Here is a 20175-nt window from a genome sequence, read left to right as displayed (position 1 = left end):
TGTGCACTCGCTTGCGCTGTCTCATTCGATAAACGGCGGAGGTTGCCCGTGCGAGTGAGTGCAAACTAAATCAAAAAATGCTCTCGACAACAGTTTGATCGCTCATCGATTGACGACGAGTGAATCTATTCAGACGGTTGCAATACGACGTCGAGCTTCAGATCAACGTGATGCTCGTCGGTGAGTAGCTGCAACGATGCTTCTTCGAAGAGATTGAGGATCTCGAAGAGCGTTCTGATCTGTCGCTTTGCTTCTTCTTGGGAATGTCCTTCCTTCAACATATTCTGAGCAATCAGATGGGATTCGTTGTCGGCAAGGACACGTTGCAATTCCGGGAGAGAGACTTCAGCGAGCGTATTGATCACCTGATCGGAATCGCCAGTTTTCTCGGTTCCTCCCGAGTCATCAGAGGTGATCAGAGTTCGTGCGAAATCGGTCGTCGATGCCAGAATCAATTGATTCCCGGAGAATGCGAGAGTGGGAGAAAAGTTAAAGTGAATCTTGGCGTCGCGAGCGGTTTCCTCACCCACTTCCGGGATGAAGGTTGCCGAAACGATTTCTCCCTCATCAAGTTGAAGCTGTCCGAGTTCGTATTGTGGCTGCCCTTCCATCGCTCCCACAATGTTTAAGAAGCCGATAAAGCTTTGAAAGATTCGCCGAAACTCTCGAGTCGTTGTTTCCGGGTCTTTCATCTCGGCAAGGAGTGCAAAGGCCGGAATTTTGATTGCGGGAGTTGGTCGGTCTTCGGAGAAACTCTGTCGCATTCCGACGATCTGAAACGTCGGTTCGAGTGCACCGAGGATGTCTTCTGCAAAGTCTTTTCCGGAGAAGAGTGTCGTGAGAGTGCTGTCCGCTTGTGCGAGATTGTCATTCGCTTTTGCGTCGAACAAGTCCCCAGCACGAAGCCACATTTCGGAAACATATCGATAAGCGGAGATGCTGAACAACAGACCGGAGATCTCCTGAGTCTCTGCAGCATGACCTGTTCCACGCGGCCCAAAGAAGTGTTCGCGATTCTCAGAGAGAGAGGTTCGTTCAAACGGGATCTTTAAATCCAATGTGAGTGTGTCGTTCTTCGCACTCAGAGAAGCTGTGAGATAGGGCGCGTCTTTGAGTGCTTCAAGGATTCCGCCCAGGATGAACTCTCCGCCCGGATTGTCTGCGATTCCCGAGAACAGCTTCCTCAGATCGTCGTTGTCCCCGCGACGAAGCGGCTCCGTTTCGACGAACGCCCAGGAGATATCTTCCGATGTTTTGTGCTGGAGTGCCTCTTGAAACGTTTCTGAGTCGGCGAGACTTGTCTCCCGTCCATCAAGAAGAGCGTCGGCAATGTCTCGCGCCGTATCGGCCTTGTTCACCAGAATCAGCCAGTCCTCATAAACGAAGAACCCTCCTCCGTCTTTTCCGTAAGCTTTCAGTCCACGATATTCTCGTTCCTCGAACGGATCGTCTTCGCCTTTGTTCTCCGCATCTGATCGCGCCAGTTGAATCACTTTGTCCAGAGTGCTGGCGAGTTTCTCCGGATCGTTTGACTTCATCAACGCGACAACGCCTTCGGTCCGACTGTCGACAGCGATTGTCACTCCTCCGGCAGCGAGTGTTTCAATCGCCTTTTGCCAAGGCATCCCAATTTGAGCTTCAATGAACCGGACGACGAACAGAAATCCCATCGCATTGGGATCTTTCAACGCTTCCCGGTAAGCATTCGAATCCTGAACTTTGCGAGAGACAGGATGAGCAAGGACCGATTCAACGAGCTGATGGGGATGCTGGACCTCCGCGAAGATCACCGTTGTCTCCGGGAGAAGTTCAATCGCCGTTTGGGCCTGCACTGGACTGGTCAACAAAGCCAGGCTGGTCAATGCGAACAGAAGGAATCGAGAGTCAAAGAAGGCGTTCATACGGGCAAAGTCTTTCGACAGAGGTTCCTGAATGTAAGGAACTACTCGCCGGAACGAATCGAGGTGTCAAAAACTTTGCTTGAGACTTCGGGAAACCTCCGATTGAACGAAAAATGTCCGCCCAATTGCGTCGAAAGCAATCGAGCGGACAGTGAAACTTGCTGCCTGGAGACAGTCAGATCTTCTCGCAGAGACTCTTCCGTCTGATGCCTCAGTCGTAATTGATGACCTCACGACCGTTTCGAGTGAAGTATGCTCGCAGTGCCTCGTTATCCAGTTTCGCGGGCAATACTCTTGCCGACCCGTCTCCAAACAGAGCACGGGCGGAATCGCGATTGCCAAAGATCGCCGCGTGCAGATCTTCTACGTCAACCTTGAGATCGGTCGGTTGAGTCCAGACGACTGCTTCCGAGTTGGGAACGTTGACAACCATAACCGTGTTGGAAGTTCCGTCAGTGATCTCCGGAAATGTGACCCCGGTTTTTCCGTTAAAGATCGTGGACTCACCGACAGGCACGCAAAATGTCGTCCGACCGGAGAGAGAGAGCGCAAGGCTTTCGGGCTGAAAGACATCGGGAATCTGGTTGATCAGCTGCGAATTGTGTTCGCTGTCCCAGGGTTCGTCTAAGTGGAATTGTTCGTACAACTCCTGTTGATCGAGAAATGGCAACAGGTGAACACGCCAACTGAGCAGCGGCTGTCCAGCGTCGTTGTAGCTCGCCGATGGAGGAAAACTCCCGTATTTGTCATAAAAAGTATGCATTGCCAAACCGATTTGTTTGAGTCGGTTCATCACATTCAGCTTCTTTGCGACTTTGGTGAGGTTGCCGAAAATCTGAGCCAGAATCGGCGGCTGACCAGCCATCTGATTCAAGCGAAACTGAATCGCCTGACTGCTGACTTCCGGGTCTCCCGAGACCTCTGAAGACACATTGAGAACGGAACCGAGGGTTGATTGAATGTCTTTAATGATCAGGCCAGCTTGTTCTTGATTCAGATTGGTTTTCGCATCGAAACGACAACTGACGGAAACTTCTGTCGTTGACTCGTCGACTGTCACGCGAACCGATTCCAGTTGGGCGAAGAGGTCGATTGTCTCTTTGGGAAGAATTCCCAGTTCTCTGACGACGCGCAATTGTTCTTTCGAAGGAACGATGACCAAACTGATCGGCGATGAGTTCCCAGCGAGCGCGCGGCTGAGTTTGGAACTTCGATCTCCCGCCGCCGAGGAGCTTGGGGAAGTCGCTCGGGAGGGATTGTCCAGAATCACGAGGTTATCAACCACGCGTGGCTTCGAACGGGAATCAATGAGAAATGGAAGAGGATTTCCCGATTCGAATTTCTGAAGCAAGCTCTGAGCACTTGTGGAGTCTGACATCGGAATAGCAAGCGTCACCATTTGGTTCATTCCAGAAATCCGTGGCACGACAGGCAAGAGCGCAAACTGGAACTGAGTGATGTTCAGTTCTTTCAGACGGTCCAGGTGCTTCTGAATGTGTTCGGTCAGAAGTTTGCGGTCTTCGTCGGTGATTCCCGATTCGCTCGCAAGAACCATCTGTGCCAGCCATTCCGCTGTGAGTGGTTCCAAATGAATGTCAACGACAGCGATCGCATCTCCGTTGAGATCAAGAAGTTGTTCGTTCGCTTCCCGATCCTGTGAATAAGCGGACGAAGTCACGGACAGGACGATTAAGAGTGAAAGCCCAATCGGAGAAAGGAACTTCAAGTTCAACATCAGAGGGGAAAGCATATCTGTTTCCTTTGAATATTAGAGACAGGTCGGTGTTTGCTGAGTTCGTGAGAGGCAATATGTGCGTGGACGTGCGTCGGAGAGGTCATCGAGTTTCCGCACCATCATTAACGCGAATCTCATAGCGGTTGTGCCAACCCGGAAACCGAACATCAATGACAGCGACGCCCTCTTTGAGCGTGTACTGAAACGGTTCTTCAGTGAACGGATCATTCGGCGCGGGAACCACGGTAATTTCGTCGAGCGAACTGGGAAGCTGTCCATCATTGAGGCTGAGATGCATTCGGATCGCTTCGACGACCATGTACAGATTTCGGTAGGTCTCAAGCCGCTGTTGTGCGATGTAAACCTGCTGGACCGCAGGCAAAAGCATGCCGACTACGGACTCCCTGCCGACCCCACTCAATGCCTGATACAAGTCATCAGCTCGACTTTGGCTCTCGGGAAAAGGCAAGAATGCATTCGCGGCCAGTGTTTGGGTGTAATTCTGATAGACCGTGAACTCCCGAAGTGCGAGGACTTGTCCCACGGGCATCTGTTCGACGTCGTCTTCTGTCCATCCAAACTCGGTCAGTTCGCCCTTCGCTTTCGCATAGTTCCGAACCGCGAACTGCTGATAAGCGAGTTCCACTTCTTCACGAGTCGGTTGATTCCCCAAACCAGGAAACTGAATGCCGATTCCGACGCCATCCTCAATGGTTGTCATCATTAATTCGTTCCACTGTTCTGGAGTCCGCTCTTCGGCGAGTGGATCGGCCAGCCATGGAAAGAACCGTTGCGGAAGTGTCATTTCCATTTCGAGAGCTGAACGAATCTCGATCATCGGCCGCGGCAGTTGTGCAAGTGCCCAGTAGAGATTCGGAGAGTCTGGATGTGCAATCCATCTTTCGACTTGCGTCAACGTCATTCGCTGCAGAGCGATTCCGATGAGATCGTTGATAAACGTTTCCGGCTTCGCGACATCCGTACCGAGTCGCATTGCGGTTTGCATCGTTTCAATCGCCCGATCAAATTCTCCGCCCTGAACTTCAACAGCAGCCTTCATGCAGAGAATTCGTCCAAGCTCACGAAGTTCTTGAAACTCTCCCAGTCGCAGCCAGACTGTTTCCGGTCCTCGTAGTTCTCCGATTTGTAATTCCCAATTGCAGTCGCTTCGAAAAGCTGCTCTGCGTGCACTGTCCAGCGAGAGCGACTGTTCTTCGACAGCCTTCGCGACCTCCTCCCAATCGATTGCTTCCTTTTCGGAAGGAGAAAGTTCGTTGATGCGATTGAACCAGGCACCTGTTTCGGAATTGGTGTTGAGTTGAAGAAGAGACCGATACCAGAGTGGAACAGAGTTGCCCGGCGTCCTTTGATCGACTGTCGGGTAAAGCCGCCACTTGAGTACGGGAACAGGTTCCGCCGTGGCAGTCACTGTGAGTTGGTGCAGCTTGATGTCGCTCTTCGCCTTTTCCGGTTCTGTTGCGACAGGACCTTTGGGGCCGATTTGAACTTGCCCCAAAGCCTGTTGATTGCTTGTCTGGGACCAGGCGAGAATCAGGCTGACAAACAAGATGGCTTGTCGATTTCGATTCACAATGTCTCTCCATTTTGAGGCAGATGAGAGTTGAAGTGTCTGAGATGTTTGGAAAGCTCGGCATAGGTCGCGGTCGACGAGTTCGTTCTTTCTGGAAGGGAATTCTCAGGAAGCCGAATTTCTCCGTGCCTTCGATTCGAATCGAGGAACGGGACGTATGAGATTGCGTTGAGATAATGCCCACCGTTCGACTGGGTCATCGCTTGCATCTTCTGCTCAGCCGGTTGACGAGGAGTTTCTTCTGTCGAGATCGATCTCTCAGGAAGCTCGGGCTGTTGATCAGTTGGTGTTTCGCGAGCGGGAACATCCACGATCTGTTCGACGTCGGGGGAGACGCGAACCGAGTAGAGAAACAACCCAGCTGTCACAACCCACGAAGCAGCTGTGGCAAGCTTCCAAAGTCCTGTCGATCTCCGGTCTCCCTTTGGCTTTGTCGAATCACGGATACGAATCTCCGCAGCACGCTCACCGGCTGCGTATAGAATTTGATCACGCAGTCGCTGATTCGTTCGCGGTTGCAAAGAGCGGAGTTGCTCCTCGAACTCATTTGATGAATTCGAATTCATTCGGTCGTCGGACATGAGAGCCCCAATTTCTTTCGCAGTTGTTGAATGCCGTTCTGATAGCGCCGGTGAACCGTGCTGGAAGATGAATGCGTCAGTTCAGCGATTTCTTCGAAGGTCAATGTCCCCCAGAGATGGGCGACAATCACTTCGCGGGTTCTGGAATCGAGTTCCAAAAGCACTGTTGTGGCCTTTTCTCCGTCCAGTTCCGAATCAACTCCATGCTCGAACCAGTTCTCGGACTGTTCAAAGTGCCGCATTTCCCGGTTGCGTCGACGAACAGTGGATCGCAGCGACGAGAAAGCCAGATTCCTCACAACTCGATAAAGCCACGGTTTCACATTGCTCGGAAAGGTTGGTTCTTCAAGCAGCTTCAAAAACGCTGTTTGAACGAGATCGGCGGCATCGTCGCTCCACTGCCGGGCATAAAGCTCGAGCGGTTGAGCGTATTCGTCGATCAGTTCTCCGAGGGTCTGTGAGTCCACAGGTCGTTCGAATTGGGAGGGAATAATGGTCTGGGTTCAGATCACGTTGTCGGATCGGGACAACTCGTCACCGACACACGGCATCATTAAGACGTCACCCGGGTATTTCGATCCCAAAAGAACTTGAGAGAATTTCGCGGTTTGCGAGAAGAGAGTCGTCGCGCGGAGTCACTCCATCGACGAGAGTGTTACGAGAGTCAATCGGCGATGCGAATTCGCAAACATTTGTCCAGTAATGGTTTACGGGGCTTTCTTCTGCGGGAAAGTCAGACAGCTTTGGAGGTGACATGGCTGCTCGACGGTTTCCAGTCGATCAGCTGAAGTTCCACGTTTTCGTATCCGCGAAACCGATTGATGTTTGCTGAGAAGCAGATCGAGAACGGACCATTGATCTCTTCGGCCATTTCTTCTGCCCAGTCACCCTTTCCGAAAGCGACTGCGCGAATCACTTTGCTTCCTTCTCGCACTTTCACAGCGAGGTGCCGCCCGCCTCCGCCCATTGTTCCGGGTGCTTCGACGAGTTCAACGCGGCTGCTGGAAAAGATAGGCCGACGGTGCATTTGTCCGAATGGACCCAACCAGTCTAATTCCTTAACTGCTTTGTTGGTCAGATCATGCAGCGAAATCTCAGCGTCAACGGCGAGTTCAGGTTCTTCCGATTCTGATGATTGATTTTCCGATACGTATCTGCCGAAGACCTCGCGGAACTCCTCAATTTGATCGTCAGCGATGCGCAAACCGGCAGCCGCCCGGTGACCTCCGAATGCCTGCAGATACTCGGAACAATGAGACAGCCCCGAATGAAGGTCGAACCCGTTGAACGAACGTCCCGAACCTTGCCCGACCTGTGTTTCGGAATTCATCGCGATCATGACCGCAGGACGTTCGAACTTTTCAGCGATTCGCGAAGCGACGATTCCAATGACTCCGGGATGCCAGTCTTCGCTTGCCAGAACGAGACCTCCGGTTTCGAGCCAGTCAGGGTTGTCTTCGACCATCTCTTTGGCTTCACGAAACATCTTGCGTTCGACCGTTTGCCGATTCTTGTTCAGTTGGTCGACGTAATCTGCGAGTTGAGCCGCTCGTTGCCGGTTTTCAGTGGTCAACAGTTCGACAGCGAGTCGCGCCTGTCCCAGTCGACCCGCTGCGTTAATTCGAGGGGCCAGTCCGAAGCCGATATCCTCCGCGCTCAATTCCTTTTGACTGTCGAGTCCTGCGACCTTCAGAAGCATGGCCAGCCCGGTCATCGACTTCTCAACGATTGTCGACAAGCCGTAGCGGACGAGGATTCGGTTTTCTCCGACGAGCGGGACCACGTCGGCCACTGTTCCCATCGCAGCGAGTCCCACCGCAGCTTTCAAATACTCACGCATTCTTGGGGAGGCTTTTGTTCCATCGCCCAGCTTCTGACAGATCGCCCAAGCCAGTTTGAATGCAACACCTGCTCCGCAGAGATCGGGGAAAGGATATTCGCTTCCAGGAAGACGCGGGTGAACATTCGTCGCTGCCTCCGGGAGTTGATCCGCGAATGTGTGGTGATCCGTAATGATCAATTCGAGCCCGAGACGTTTCGCGAGAGCCGCTTCTTCGAGGCTGCTGATTCCGCAATCGACAGTAATGACCAACCGCGAGGGATCTTCGTCGTACAGAGTTTGAATGGCATCCAGGTTGAGTCCGTAACCCTCTTCGAGTCGACAAGGAATGTAGTAGTCGACTTGAGCCCCAGCGAGTTTGAGGCAGTGCCAAAGGATGCTGGTCGCGGTCACTCCGTCCACATCGTAATCGCCGTAAATGGTGATCCGACGTTTCGCCTGAATCGCACTGACGACACGGTCTGCTGCTTCAGAAATTCCGGGAAGCAGACCCGGATCATGCAGATCGGTCATCTTCGTCGAGTAGAGAGCATCCGCCTGATTCTTCGTCGTCACTCCCCGCGCAGCCAGAACCTGTGCCAGGAGAGGGGAACAGGACATTTCCTCAGCGAGACGGCCAATGACTGCCTGATCGTGCGACGCAAACCTCCACTGTTTCGGCATCGAACTTTGAACTCTCTAGAGCAAGTTGCTCTTTCCTGTGCACTCGCTTGCGCGTTCTCACTCATCAAGAAGTTGAGTTTGCTCGTGCGAGTCAGTGCAAACCAAATTTGAAAATGCTCCAATTGTTGTCCCGGATCGGCTCAAGTGCTTGAACCTTTATTGAATGCACTCGATTGAACGGCTCGACTTTGCACTCAGCTCTGTTGATTTCGTGCGAATTCGCACAGAACGATCTGAAGGAAATGCTTCCTGGAGCGAGCAAAGCCAAGTTTACCCAATTCAGCGGTCGAGTCGAGAGCCGAAGCAAACACTGTGTTGAATCTCTATCGATTTGCTCAAGATGCCTCTGTGGTCTGACAGGACGTCGATTGTCGCTGGGCTGCATCCTGGACCGCATCGATGATCTTGTCATATCCGGTGCAGCGACAGAGATTGCCTGCCAGATAGAAGCGAATTTCTTCTTCGGTCGGGTTCGGATTGTCTCGCAGCAATGCTTTCGAAGACATGATGAACCCCGGAGTGCAAATCCCGCATTGCAATGCGGCGTTCTCGAGAAATGCCGATTGAATTGGGGACAATCCGTCCTGATCAGCGATTCCTTCGATCGTTTCGATTTCAGAGCCTTCGCATTCAACGGCCAGCACGAGGCAACTGGTCACCGGGTTTCCATCCAGCAGAACCGTGCACGCCCCACAGTTTCCGTTGCTGCAACCTTCCTTGGTTCCAGTCATGTCCAGAGAATCGCGAAGGACTTCAAGAAGGGTCTGTCTCGGTTCGCACAGGAACGATTTGGATTCCCCATTGATTGTGGTGGAGACGACACGTTGTTTGGCCATTGTCGAGAGCTTTCCGGAATCTAAGTTCAAAATCGAATGGGAGCCAAATTCGCTACGATTGCTGAATTCGCTGTGCTGTTTCGGCCAGAACCCGCTGGACCAGGACACCGGTCACATGCGTCCGAAACTCGACTGTTCCGCGATGGTCATCGATGGGAGCGACGAGCGTTCGCGCGATGTTCCCAGCTTCGGTGAATGTTTCTTCGTTGACCGGTTGATCAATCAGGAACTCAGAGACTTTGCTTGCAAGAAACGGTTTCGGAGCGACGGCTCCCAGTCCGACTCGAGCAGCCTTGATCACCGAGTGCGATTCATCCAACGTCAGAGCCGTTCCGACACCCACGACAGCGATGTCCATTTCATAACGGGGAATGAAGCGTCGGTAATGGCTGGACGAATTTGGGTCAGCCGGTGGGAATCGCAACTCGACCAGCAACTCTCCTTGTTTCAGAACATTCGCTCCCGGGCCTGTGCAGAACTCTTCGACAGGAACTTCACGCTCTCCGTCAGGCCCATTGATGATGCAAACGGCTCCGAGTGCAATGAGTGCCGGTGTTGAGTCGGCAGCGGCTCCTGATGTACACAAGTTTCCGCCGACACTCGCACGAGACTGAATCTGAATTCCTCCGATGATCGAGCAGACATCGTGGATCGCCGGGTAAAGTTCTTTCACTTCAGATGTCTGAATGATCCGACGACAGGGAACCGCAGCACCGAGCCGCATTCCGTTTGGGTTCACTTCGAGAACATTCAGTTCCGGAATCTTCTTGATATCGACGACGAGATCGGTGTCCACACGCCCGATTCGGATATGGTCGATCAAATCCGTTCCGCCAGCTAACGGTTTGACTCGCTCCTGATTGAGGAGTTGGATGGCTCCGTTCAGTGATTGCGGAGCTTCATACTCAAAATCGCGCATGTCCAAGTACCCGTGATCAATCGTCCGATGAGATTCCAGATCAGAGACGATAACTCTTCCACTTCGAAATGCCAATTCAGCTGCGCGGAACCGGTTGTTCGGATTGTGTGGGCTGGATCGATTGCTCGGTTTCGAATGTACCGGTTCTTCCAGAATGCCCCGTACTGAGTTCCCAATCGAAGACGATGAATCGAAAGAATTCGCCTCATTTGTCCCATCGGAATGTTGGCGGTTGAGCTAGGTTTGGAGAACCGGTTTCTATTGAGAGTATCAAATGTTTCGATTGCTCTGGACTTGGAGAAAAGAGAGACGCCGAAGGACTCGTTCTCAATTGCGGGTCGAGTCTCTCGAAGATCGACTTCTGCTCTCTTCAACTCGTGGGATTCCCAAGCCCATGATGGCGGTCGTGAGAGTGCCGTCGCATTCTGATTTGGATACTGACGACTGTGATGATCACGATGATCATGGCGATCATCACGACGGCCACGATCACGATCACGACGAGTCTCACACCGGAATCTTTGATGAGCACGGTGGGGAACGAATTAACGAACCCCCGGAACCTGCAGAGTGGTCAGAAGCATCCTCAGTGGAAACGCCAATTGAGCAACTCAGCTATGCTCCACTCGATCAAACCTTTCTTCTTCACAGTCTTCCCGGAGCGGACCACACCATCTATCTCGACTTTGATGGTCACGTCACCCAAGGGACCACCTGGAACTCTTCAAGTGGAATCGCGTCGATTGTCTCCTCTGCTTATGACCCGGATGGAAACGGTCAGTCGTTTACATCGAATGAACTTCGAAGAATTCAACGAATCTGGGAACGGGTCGCGGAAGACTTTGCGCCGTTCAATGTCAATGTCACCACTGAAGATCCCGGAGAAGAAGCACTCCGACGAAGCGGTTCGGGGTACGCTCAGTGGGGAGTGCGCGTCGTGATCACTCCGGACAACTGGGACGATTGTGGTTGTGGCGGATTCGCTTACATCAATAGCTTCAACGACTCGACCGATGAGCCGGTGTTCGTCTTCAACACCAGTGAGATTGGGGTCGCAGCAGCTTCGTCTCATGAAGTCGGACATGCGCTGGGGTTGTCGCATGATGGAACATCTTCAGAAGGGTATTATCACGGGCACGGATCGGGGTCGACCGGATGGGGACCGATCATGGGAAGCGGCTATTACAGCAACGTCACGACCTGGGATACCGGTCAATATCACGACACAAACAATGGTTCCGCCACTGCCAATTACGGATCGGGGCCGGATGACTTCGCTGTGATTACCTCGCAAAACGGATTCGGATTTCGTCCCGATGATCACGGGAATGGAATGCATGGAGCGACACCTCTGACGGTGGTCGACACATTCGGTGAGCAGTCACAGCTTCAGGGTTTCGGCCGAATTGAGATGTCCGGCGACAACGACTGGTTCTCCTTCACGACCTCGGGAGGAGCGATTGATCTGGCAATCGACACATACTTCATCGAAGCATTCCTCCGTTCTCAAGGCGGCTCGTACACTCAAGCGTATCTCTCCTCGACCTTCACGCAGGGCAGCAATCTCGATGTCTCCGCTCAGCTGTATGACTCGACCGGGACGCTGATTCTGTCCTCGAATCCTGCTCACGATCTGAATGCGCAGCTTCAGACAACACTGGCTGCGGGAACGCACTTCATCTCAATCGAAGGAATTGGATACGGTGACTGGGCCAATAATCCTCCCGAAGGTTATGCCGCTGGCGTCAGTCTTGGCCAGTATCTGATTCGTGGAACCGTGGCAACGTCGTCTGAGGATTTCAACAACGCCCCAACCCTGGACACCATTCCACAGATTGAACTCTTCGTAGGATCGCAACCGGTGACCCGAACGCTGACCGGAATTTCATCAGGCTTCGGCGAATCACAACCGATTCGCATCACAGCCTGGAGTCAGCGACCAGACCTCATCGCCCACCCGCAGGTCAGCTATCAGCCCGGGTCTTCGGAAGCGCTGATGACATTGACTCCAGTGCCGGGACAAACCGGTTCCACAATTGTCACAGTGATTGTGGAAGATGGAGGACTCGACGGGAATCTTGAGACGGAGGACGACAATCTCACGATGACGCGGGAATTCGAAGTTCACGTCCGCGAAGCGAATCAGCCACCGACAATTTTGGACCAGTCGATCGGCATGGTTCGTAATCAGGTGAACGGAACAGTCGTTGGAACTGTTGAAGCTTCCGATTCGGATCCGAATCAATCGTTGACCTATTCCATTGTCTCTGCGACAGACTCACGGGCATTCGCGATTGATAGCCAGACGGGAGAACTGACTGTCGCGCGCCGAAAGTCCGTTCGACAGATTCGTACTCACGAAGTGATCGTCCGCGTAACAGACGATGGAGACCCTTCGCTCTCGTCGGAAGCGACGATCTCAATTCAAATTGTGAATTCAAATACCACTGGTTTCGTTGAGTTGAATCCGCTCGTGATCTCGATTGATGAAAATTCCCTGCGTCCACAAAGAGTCGCAATCGCAGAAATTTCTGTCGTTGACGATGGGGTCGGGACGAATGAACTCGCAATTGAAGGAACGGACGCATCTCTGTTCGAGATCGATGGGAACAGGCTCTATCTCAAACCGGGTTCTCCGTTTGATTTCGAAACGACCCCGATCCTGAGTGGATCAATCGTCGTGACGGACCCTTCCCTTTCAAGTGAAGCGGGGAGTTCGACACCATTCTCGCTCAACGTCGGAAATGTGAATGAGCTACTGACGGGGCTCGTTTTGGACAACACTGTCGAGACGATCGGAGAAACTCTCGACACGAGCGAACCGTATCGAGTTGCTGATTTACGGATCGTTGGTGATGCGATGGGTTCGTATCAATACACACTCGACGGAGTGGATGCCGATCTATTCGAGATTTCAAATGGGCAGTTGTTTCTCAAGGCGGGAGTAACTTTAAATCGCCTGACGAATCCGCGACTCGACGTGACTGTCGTTGTTGACGAAATTGGGATCGGGGGGACCGACGATGCTTGGGCCAGCCTCTCGATCACCGTGACGGAAGTTCTGATTAACACTCCGCCAGTTCTTCTGGATCAGTCATTCTCTGTCGAGAGAAAGAGCCCGACAGGAACTCTCATCGGAGTCATCGAAGCAGACGATCCGCAGCCCGATCAGCAATTGACTTTCGAATTAATTTCCGGCAAAGCAAATAAGTTTGTTATCGACGCCGAGACGGGCGAGATCACGGTTCGAAGCAAGCGTGCGATCCGCAGCAGAGGTGTCTACGAGTTGGTCGTGCGAGTGACCGACAACGGAGAGCCTGCCTACAGTCGAGAAGCAGTGATGACGATCGCTGTCGAATAAATCTCTTACGTTGCCTTTCTGTGATCGGTGCTGCGCTTGCTTGAGTTGATTTCCATCGACCGATGCAGTGTTCGCTCATGCGCGCTTGAGCCGATCAGGTGATCTTCTCCGCGAAAATAATTGCTCTCAGGAAGGAAAAGCGTTACAAATGCTGTAAGACTGGAAAGAGCTTCTGCGGTTCGTGATCTTATTCAGCAGGGATCTTTAAACGATGGCCAGTCAATTGCGCTCCGGTTCGAATTCTTCTCAGTCAACGAACTCGTCGTCTCGTTGTCGTTCTCGATGGTATCACTCCGTAACTCGTCAGTATGTCAGAGTGTTCATCGCGGGGCTGAGTTTCGCATTCGTTCCTCCTTCTGTCAGTAGTGCAGCGGACGAGATATCAACACAACGTGTGGAACACTCTCTCCACCGAGCAGTGAAATTCTTTCGCGAAAAAGTTGGCGTGAGCGGTGGCTACGTTTATCAGGTCAGCGAAGATTTGAGTCAGCGAGAAGGCGAAAACGCCGTCGGCCCGCGTGAAGCTTGGGTGGAAGCTCCCGGGACTCCAGCTGTCGGAATGGTCTATTTACGAGGATACCAGAAGACTCGCGATCCGATTCTGCGCGATGCGATGCTGGAGGTCGCGGATGCCATCGTACGCACTCAACTCGAGACCGGTGGTTGGGCGAACAACATGGAGTTCGATCCGCTTCTGCGACCAAACTACGCCTACCGGGTCGATCATCGAAGCAATCCCGAGAGACGTTTCAATCGAACGACACTCGACGACGGCAAGTCCCAGGTTTGCCTGACGTTTCTGATGCTGGTCGATAACGAATTGGGGTTTTCGAACGGGAGAATCCACGAGGCGGCTCAATATGCTTTGAATTCCTTCAGGAAAGCGCAGTACCCCAACGGAGCCTGGCCGCAGCAGTACGACGAGTTTCCCGATCCGTCGGAGTTTCCAGTTGTAAAAGCGAGGTTTCCGAAGTCATGGGAGCGTGAATTCAAGCCTGCCACATATCGATATTTCTACACGCTCAACGACAACACCATTTGCGACGTAATCCAGATGATGCTTCTCGCACATGCGATTTATGAAGATGATCAATGGCGACAGTCGGCAATCGATGGGGGTGACTTTCTGTTACTCGCTCAACTCCCCGAACCGCAACCGGGATGGGCCCAGCAGTACAATCACGAAATGGAACCGGTCTGGGCCAGGAAGTTCGAACCACCCGCTTTGACCGGAGGTGAGTCTCAGGGCGTTCTTGATACCTTGCTCACTTTGTACGAACAGACAGGCGAAGAGAAGTTTCTTAAACCCGTTCAGCGAGCGGTTGAATATTATCGTTCACTGGAAATTTCTGACGGTAAGCTGGCGCGCTTTTATGAAATCGGGACAGATAAACCACTCTATTTCACTCGAGCTTATGAGCTTGTCTATACAGATGATGATTTACCGACTCACTATAGTTTCAAAGTGAGTTCCAAGCTCGACCGAATCGAATCGCGAGCAGAGAGACTTTCTATGCAACAGCCTCAACCTCGAAATCTGGTCACACGCCCGAAACCCGTCCGGATGACTGAAGAGCTCGTGAACGAAGCTGCGCGGATTGTGAATTCTCTCGATAAGCGAGGTGCCTGGGTGCAGGATGGAGCAATGAAGAATAAAGATTCGGTAAAGTTTAGGTCTCGAGGAGTGCCCGTAGATAACAAGAATGGAGCTTCGTCTAAGTCGTTTGTTTTCGAACCGGCGACGAGAGTGATTGCTACGACCACTTTCTTAAAGAACTTTAATACGTTGGTCGACTATCTCGCAGCTGTTCAGCAGGATTAGTGAATGAAACGGGAACTCCATTCACTGAAATAGAGAGTCTGAGTTAATAAATGAAAACGGGAGGCTCAATCGATGAGATCGAGCCTCCCGCGTTTTATTGCAGAACTTGTAAACCGGGTGCATCAACTTGAAAAGGTGAACTCCCCGTTTTGCGTATCAACATGAATCGTTGATCCCTCCGGAAACTCACCCGTCAGGATGGCGTTCGCGAGCGAGTTCTGCAGCCGGTTTTGAATCACACGTTTCAATGGACGTGCTCCGTAGGTCGGATCATATCCTTCATTCGCCAGAAGGGTTTTCGCATCATCCGACACTTCGAGTGCGAATCCATGCTCAGCCATCTGTTTGGCCAGACGGTCGATTTGCAGTTCGACAATCTTTCGAATCTCCGTCCGTTGCAGAGGATGAAAGACAATCACATCGTCCACGCGGTTCAGGAATTCCGGTCGGAAGTGTTGTTTCAAAGCGTCGAGACAGGTCTGACGAATCTTCGCTTCATCACCTTCGTCTGCAAGTTCCAGAATTGCCTGTGACCCAATGTTTGAGGTCATCACGACGATGGTATTCGTGAAGTCCACAGTTCGACCTTGACCATCCGTCAGGCGGCCATCGTCGAGCAGCTGCAACAGAACGTTGAAAACATCTCGATGAGCCTTCTCGATTTCATCCAGGAGAATGACCGAGTACGGTTGCCGACGAACAGCTTCCGTCAGCCGACCACCTTCCTCGTAGCCGACGTAACCGGGAGGAGCTCCGATGAGTCGAGCGACGGAGTGTTGTTCCATGAACTCACTCATGTCGATTCGAACCATGTTTCGCTCGTCGTCGAACAGGAACTGAGCCAACGCCTTACAGAGTTCCGTCTTCCCGACACCAGTCGGTCCCAGAAAGATGAACGATCCAATTGGGCGGTTCTTGTCCTGCATTCCTGAACGAGACCGACGCACGGCGTTCGAAACAGCGGAGACTGCTTCCGACTGGTTGATCATCCGTTGATGGATGAGATCTTCCATGTGCAGCAGTTTTTCGCGTTCCGTCTTGAGCATCCGACTCACAGGAACTCCGGTCCAGGCAGAGACGACTTGAGCGATTTCCTCCGGTCCCACTTCGGTTCGGAGAAGTCGACTCTTCGTTTCGCTGACTGGTTCTTCAGGCTCAACCGATTGCTCGTCAACCTGCTTACGCAATTGGGAACGTCGTTGATCGAGTTCGAACAACCGTTGGTAGTCCTTTTCATCGACCATTTGTCCCGAAGATTGCTGTTCTCGAATCAGTGCTTCAAGCTGTCCGTATTCGAGATCAGCTTTCTCGAGTTCTTCTCGAACTTCGGTGATATCACCGAGGCCGAGTTTTTCTGATTCCCACTGCTCTTTCAGGCTCGCGAGTTTCTGATTGAGCTGTTCCATTTCCGCCTGAATCTCACGGCGTTCTTTCTCCGCATGCTCTTCGTTCTCTTCTGAGAGTTGGCGGTTGGCGATTTCCAGACGAGTCAATCGTCGCTGAACTTCGTCAATTTCTGTCGGAACAGAATGCAACTCCATCGAGACGCGAGAGGCAGCTTCGTCGATCAGATCGATTGCTTTATCAGGCAAGAATCGATCGTTGATGTAACGGTCAGAAAGCGTCGCCGCTGCGTCGAGTGCTGCATCGCGGATCTTGATTCCGTGGTGCTTTTCGTACCGCTCTTTCAAACCTCGCAGGATCGCAATCGTGTCTTCCACGGATGGTTCGTTGACCATCACCGGTTGAAACCGACGTTCGAGTGCAGCATCCTTCTCGATGTACTTTCGGTACTCATCGATTGTGGTGGCACCGATACAGTGAACGTCTCCACGCGCGAGGGCAGGTTTCAAGAGATTGGAAGCATCCATTGCTCCGTCAGTTTTGCCTGCTCCGACAAGCGTGTGAAGTTCATCGATGAAGAGAATGATCTGTCCGTTCGCTTCTTCGACTTCTTTGAGGACGGCTTTCAAGCGGTCTTCAAACTCGCCTCGATACTTGGCTCCAGCGATAAGAGCTCCCATGTCGAGCGCGACGACCTTCTTGTCTTTCAGGACTTGAGGGACGTCGCCCAAGACGATTCGGTGAGCAAGACCTTCCACGATCGCCGTTTTCCCGACACCCGGATCTCCGATGAGAACCGGATTGTTTTTTCGGCGACGTGACAGAACCTGCACGACACGACGAATTTCTCCATCGCGGCCGATTACTGGATCGACTTTGCCTTCACGGGCCAGTTCGACCAGATCCTTCCCGTACTTTTCGAGAGCCTGATATTTGTCTTCAGGGTGTTGATCGGTGACCTGATGCCCTCCCCGAACAGCTTTCATGGCCTGCATTAAGTCGTCAGTTTCGATTCCATTGAGATGCAGAAGCCTTTTGGCCGCATCCTCGACTTTCGTCAGTGCGAGGAAGAGGTGTTCGGTCGAAACGAACTGATCCTGCATCGAAGAGGCTGTCTTCTGAGCTTCTTCGAAAACCTGAATCGATTCGCGCGACGGACTGATCTCAAGGTTCGATCCCGAGGAAGCAGGTAATCGGTCCAATTCCCCGTCGATCATCGTGATGAGTCGAGTCGCTTCGATTCCGATTTTCTTCAGAATCGCCCTTGGAATTCCTTCCGGGTCTTGAACGAGCGCCGTAAGCAGATGGAGCGGCAGCAGTTGTCGATTGTTTCGCTCTTCAGCGATTGAATGAGCGTCCTGAACCGCCTTCTGTGCTTTGGTTGTGAATTTGTCAAATTGAATTGCCATGTGTTGATCCTCCTTTCGAATCAGTCATTTGCTATGCAACGACTGTGCCAAGCGGGGTTCTCAGTGCATAACGCTCTATTTTGCAGAGTTTTACGAGTTTTATAAGGAGAGTGGTGCCAAAATGGCACTTTTAGTCCTGTCGTGACCGGGAAAGAAAGAAGCCAAAGTGGCAGGTTGTGTTTGTTCGCGTGAACGGTTCGTTCCTCACCAGAAAGAAAAATCCTTGAGGAAACTCATTGGAAAGGCGAACGGAGCGACTGCTTGCGATCGACTGTTCTTGACGGTGCTTGTTTCGATTCGGGACAAGCGTTACTCTCACCAGACTGTTGATTGGGATCGAAATCTCGGACCATTCTCCCAATAATCTCCCTTTCGGGGGAGTCTCAAAAATCATGACGCGGCGAGTGTCCATCATCCGATGAAAGCCGCATCCCCAATGAGTATGCTGGTAGTATGCTGGACGAACTGCAGGACGAAAATCGAATTGTGTTGACCGGGGTCGGCCTAGCTGCGCCGAACGGCGACTCGCTGGAAGAATACCGGTCCGCACTTCTCGCTGGGAAGTCAGGTGTTCAGCCGTTTGAGACTCGGTATATCAAACAACCAGTGCTCGCGGGAATTTGCCACTTCGACGAGTTTCGGTATCAGAAGAAGAAAGAACGTCGACGCGGCACGCGTGCCGGATCGGTTTCGATTTACTGTGCCAACGAAGCCATTCGCGATTCCGGAATCGACTGGGAAAATACTCGTCGCGATCGGGTCGGTGTCTATCTGGGCATCACAGAACACGGAAATGTTGAGACTGAGAACGAGATCTTCGAAATCTCGCAGTTCGACTACGACACAAAAGTCTGGTCGCATCATCACAATCCGCGGACCGTGGCCAATAATCCCGCAGGTGAGGTCACACTCAATCTCAAAATTACGGGGCCTCATCTGACTGTTGGGGCTGCGTGTGCTGCCGGGAATGCCGGATTCATCCATGCTGTTCAGATGTTACGGCTGAAAGAAGTCGACCTAGCGATTGCCGGGGGTGTGTCTGAGAGTATTCATACCTTTGGGATCTTCGCGAGTTTCGCGAGTCAGGGAGCCCTCGCCTGGCATGAAGATCCGGCCAAAGCGTGTCGGCCATTTGACGTCAATCGGAACGGAATCATCGTCGCTGAAGGAGGCGGAATCTGTACGCTCGAACGTCTTCCCGATGCCATCAAGCGTGGGGCCAAGATCTACGGAGAGATTGTCGGGTATGCCATGAATTCCGATGCGACGGACTTCGTCCTTCCATCAGCAAGTCGCCAGTCGGAGTGTATTGCTCTCGCCCTCGATAAAGCTCAACTTTCCGCTGACGACATCGATATTGTTTCCAGCCACGCGACAGCAACTGAGCAGGGAGACATCGAAGAGTCGCGGGCATTGAAAGCTGCTTTCGGAGACCGAACCACTCTGGCGATCAATAACACGAAGAGCTTCATCGGCCATGCGATGGGGGCTGCGGGAGCATTGGAATTACTCGGGAATTTGCCTGCCTTTCAGGACCGAATTGCCCACGCTACAATCAACCTCGACGAGCAGGACCCAAGGTGCGATCTGCATCAGATTGTGGCGAACCGTCCCCGACACATGGAGAAAGTCGAGCATATCCTGAATAATTCATTTGGGATGCTCGGGATTAACTCAGTGTTGATCGTAAAAAAATTCCCGGCTGAGCATGGGGGCGTCTTCGAATAGTGTCGACCGTTGAGACGACTTCGAATGTTCGTTTCCGGCTCGGCACATTCGCCAACATAGAAGTGATTGAGGAGACAGAACGGAATGACCCCACCGGAAATCCGACAGGTGATCATTGAAATTTTGGAACGGATTGCCCCAGACGAAGACTTGTCCAACCTGGATGATTCCGTCGCGTTCCGCGAGCAGATGGAACTCGACAGCATGGATTTTCTGGACATCGTGATGGAGCTTCGAAAGCTGTATCGAGTTCAGATTCCTGAATCGGATTACGAACATCTGGCGACGATGGACAGCACCGTCACCTATTTGACACCGTTGCTGAAAGACGCTTAAGGTTGCCGATCAAGGTCTTCTGATCACTTTGACCGACGTCTTGATTGCTGATGGAATTGATCCAAACGGGCGACCTCTTTTCGGGACGCCCGTTTTTTCATCGTCGTCA

The 20175-nt window shown here is 52.3% G+C and carries 13 protein-coding genes; 4 read left to right on the top strand and 9 right to left on the bottom strand.

Annotation, left to right across the window (positions count from 1 at the left end; all coding sequences use genetic code 11):
- Positions 1-125 precede the first annotated feature (125 nt).
- The 8 genes from KOR42_RS11780 to KOR42_RS11745 form a co-directional block, all read right to left on the bottom strand.
- Positions 126-1901, bottom strand: a complete 1776-nt coding sequence (locus tag KOR42_RS11780) for a hypothetical protein (protein ID WP_146509877.1) — start codon at positions 1899-1901, stop codon at positions 126-128.
- 211 nt (positions 1902-2112) lie between these two features.
- Complete coding sequence (locus tag KOR42_RS11775; protein ID WP_146509876.1) at positions 2113-3651, bottom strand: DUF1559 family PulG-like putative transporter; 1539 nt, start codon at positions 3649-3651, stop codon at positions 2113-2115.
- An 85-nt stretch (positions 3652-3736) separates the two neighbouring features.
- Complete coding sequence (locus tag KOR42_RS11770; protein WP_146509875.1) at positions 3737-5227, bottom strand: hypothetical protein; 1491 nt, start codon at positions 5225-5227, stop codon at positions 3737-3739.
- Positions 5224-5748, bottom strand: a complete 525-nt coding sequence (locus tag KOR42_RS11765) for a hypothetical protein (RefSeq protein WP_231740862.1) — start codon at positions 5746-5748, stop codon at positions 5224-5226. Before KOR42_RS11765 ends, KOR42_RS11770 begins: the two co-directional genes overlap by 4 nt.
- A gap of 41 nt (positions 5749-5789) precedes the next feature.
- Entirely contained in the window at positions 5790-6275 is a 486-nt protein-coding gene (locus KOR42_RS11760; protein ID WP_197441080.1) for an RNA polymerase sigma factor, read from the bottom strand.
- A gap of 266 nt (positions 6276-6541) precedes the next feature.
- Complete coding sequence (gene recJ / locus KOR42_RS11755; RefSeq protein WP_146509872.1) at positions 6542-8311, bottom strand: single-stranded-DNA-specific exonuclease RecJ; 1770 nt, start codon at positions 8309-8311, stop codon at positions 6542-6544.
- 335 nt (positions 8312-8646) lie between these two features.
- Positions 8647-9147 carry a (2Fe-2S)-binding protein gene (locus tag KOR42_RS11750; RefSeq protein ID WP_146509871.1) on the bottom strand — a complete coding sequence of 167 codons (501 nt, stop codon included), beginning with the start codon at positions 9145-9147 and terminating at the stop codon, positions 8647-8649.
- Positions 9148-9199: 52 nt separating this feature from the next.
- Positions 9200-10066 (bottom strand): FAD binding domain-containing protein, encoded by an 867-nt coding sequence (locus KOR42_RS11745; RefSeq protein ID WP_146509870.1) that lies wholly within the window; start codon positions 10064-10066, stop codon positions 9200-9202.
- 274 nt (positions 10067-10340) lie between these two features.
- Between KOR42_RS11745 and KOR42_RS11740 the strand changes: the two genes are divergently transcribed.
- On the top strand, positions 10341-13427 hold the full coding sequence (locus KOR42_RS11740) for a cadherin domain-containing protein (protein WP_146509869.1): 3087 nt from the start codon (positions 10341-10343) through the stop codon (positions 13425-13427).
- A gap of 418 nt (positions 13428-13845) precedes the next feature.
- The gene (locus KOR42_RS11735; RefSeq protein ID WP_231740861.1) at positions 13846-15249 is read left to right on the top strand and encodes a pectate lyase; all 1404 of its coding nucleotides are present in this window, start codon (positions 13846-13848) and stop codon (positions 15247-15249) included.
- Between the two features lie 122 nt (positions 15250-15371).
- Here KOR42_RS11735 and clpB read toward each other — a convergent pair whose 3' ends face one another.
- Positions 15372-18002, bottom strand: coding sequence for an ATP-dependent chaperone ClpB (gene clpB, locus KOR42_RS11730; RefSeq protein WP_146509867.1), 2631 nt, complete (start codon positions 18000-18002; stop codon positions 15372-15374).
- Positions 18003-18455: 453 nt separating this feature from the next.
- Here clpB and KOR42_RS11725 point away from each other — a divergent pair, with 453 nt between their 5' ends.
- Positions 18456-19730 carry a beta-ketoacyl-[acyl-carrier-protein] synthase family protein gene (locus KOR42_RS11725; RefSeq protein ID WP_146509866.1) on the top strand — a complete coding sequence of 425 codons (1275 nt, stop codon included), beginning with the start codon at positions 18456-18458 and terminating at the stop codon, positions 19728-19730.
- 84 nt (positions 19731-19814) lie between these two features.
- On the top strand, positions 19815-20066 hold the full coding sequence (locus KOR42_RS11720; RefSeq protein ID WP_146509865.1) for an acyl carrier protein: 252 nt from the start codon (positions 19815-19817) through the stop codon (positions 20064-20066).
- The last annotated feature ends 109 nt before the right edge of the window (positions 20067-20175 follow it).

Origin of the sequence: Thalassoglobus neptunius (genome assembly GCF_007859735.1) — a bacterium.
Taxonomy (GTDB): Bacteria; Planctomycetota; Planctomycetia; order Planctomycetales; family Planctomycetaceae; genus Thalassoglobus; species Thalassoglobus neptunius.
Note: the sequence above shows the minus strand (reverse complement) of the source record. Positions and strands in the feature narration are given on the sequence as shown.

Coding starts and splice junctions, on each gene's coding strand:
- KOR42_RS11780 (WP_146509877.1), bottom strand. CDS start 1,901: ATGAACGCCTTCTTTGACTCTCGATTCCTTCTGTTCGCATTGACCAGC.
- KOR42_RS11775 (WP_146509876.1), bottom strand. CDS start 3,651: ATGCTTTCCCCTCTGATGTTGAACTTGAAGTTCCTTTCTCCGATTGGG.
- recJ (WP_146509872.1), bottom strand. CDS start 8,311: ATGCCGAAACAGTGGAGGTTTGCGTCGCACGATCAGGCAGTCATTGGC.
- KOR42_RS11750 (WP_146509871.1), bottom strand. CDS start 9,147: ATGGCCAAACAACGTGTCGTCTCCACCACAATCAATGGGGAATCCAAA.
- KOR42_RS11745 (WP_146509870.1), bottom strand. CDS start 10,066: ATGCGCGATTTTGAGTATGAAGCTCCGCAATCACTGAACGGAGCCATC.
- KOR42_RS11740 (WP_146509869.1), top strand. CDS start 10,341: ATGTTTCGATTGCTCTGGACTTGGAGAAAAGAGAGACGCCGAAGGACT.
- clpB (WP_146509867.1), bottom strand. CDS start 18,002: ATGGCAATTCAATTTGACAAATTCACAACCAAAGCACAGAAGGCGGTT.
- KOR42_RS11725 (WP_146509866.1), top strand. CDS start 18,456: ATGCTGGACGAACTGCAGGACGAAAATCGAATTGTGTTGACCGGGGTC.
- KOR42_RS11720 (WP_146509865.1), top strand. CDS start 19,815: ATGACCCCACCGGAAATCCGACAGGTGATCATTGAAATTTTGGAACGG.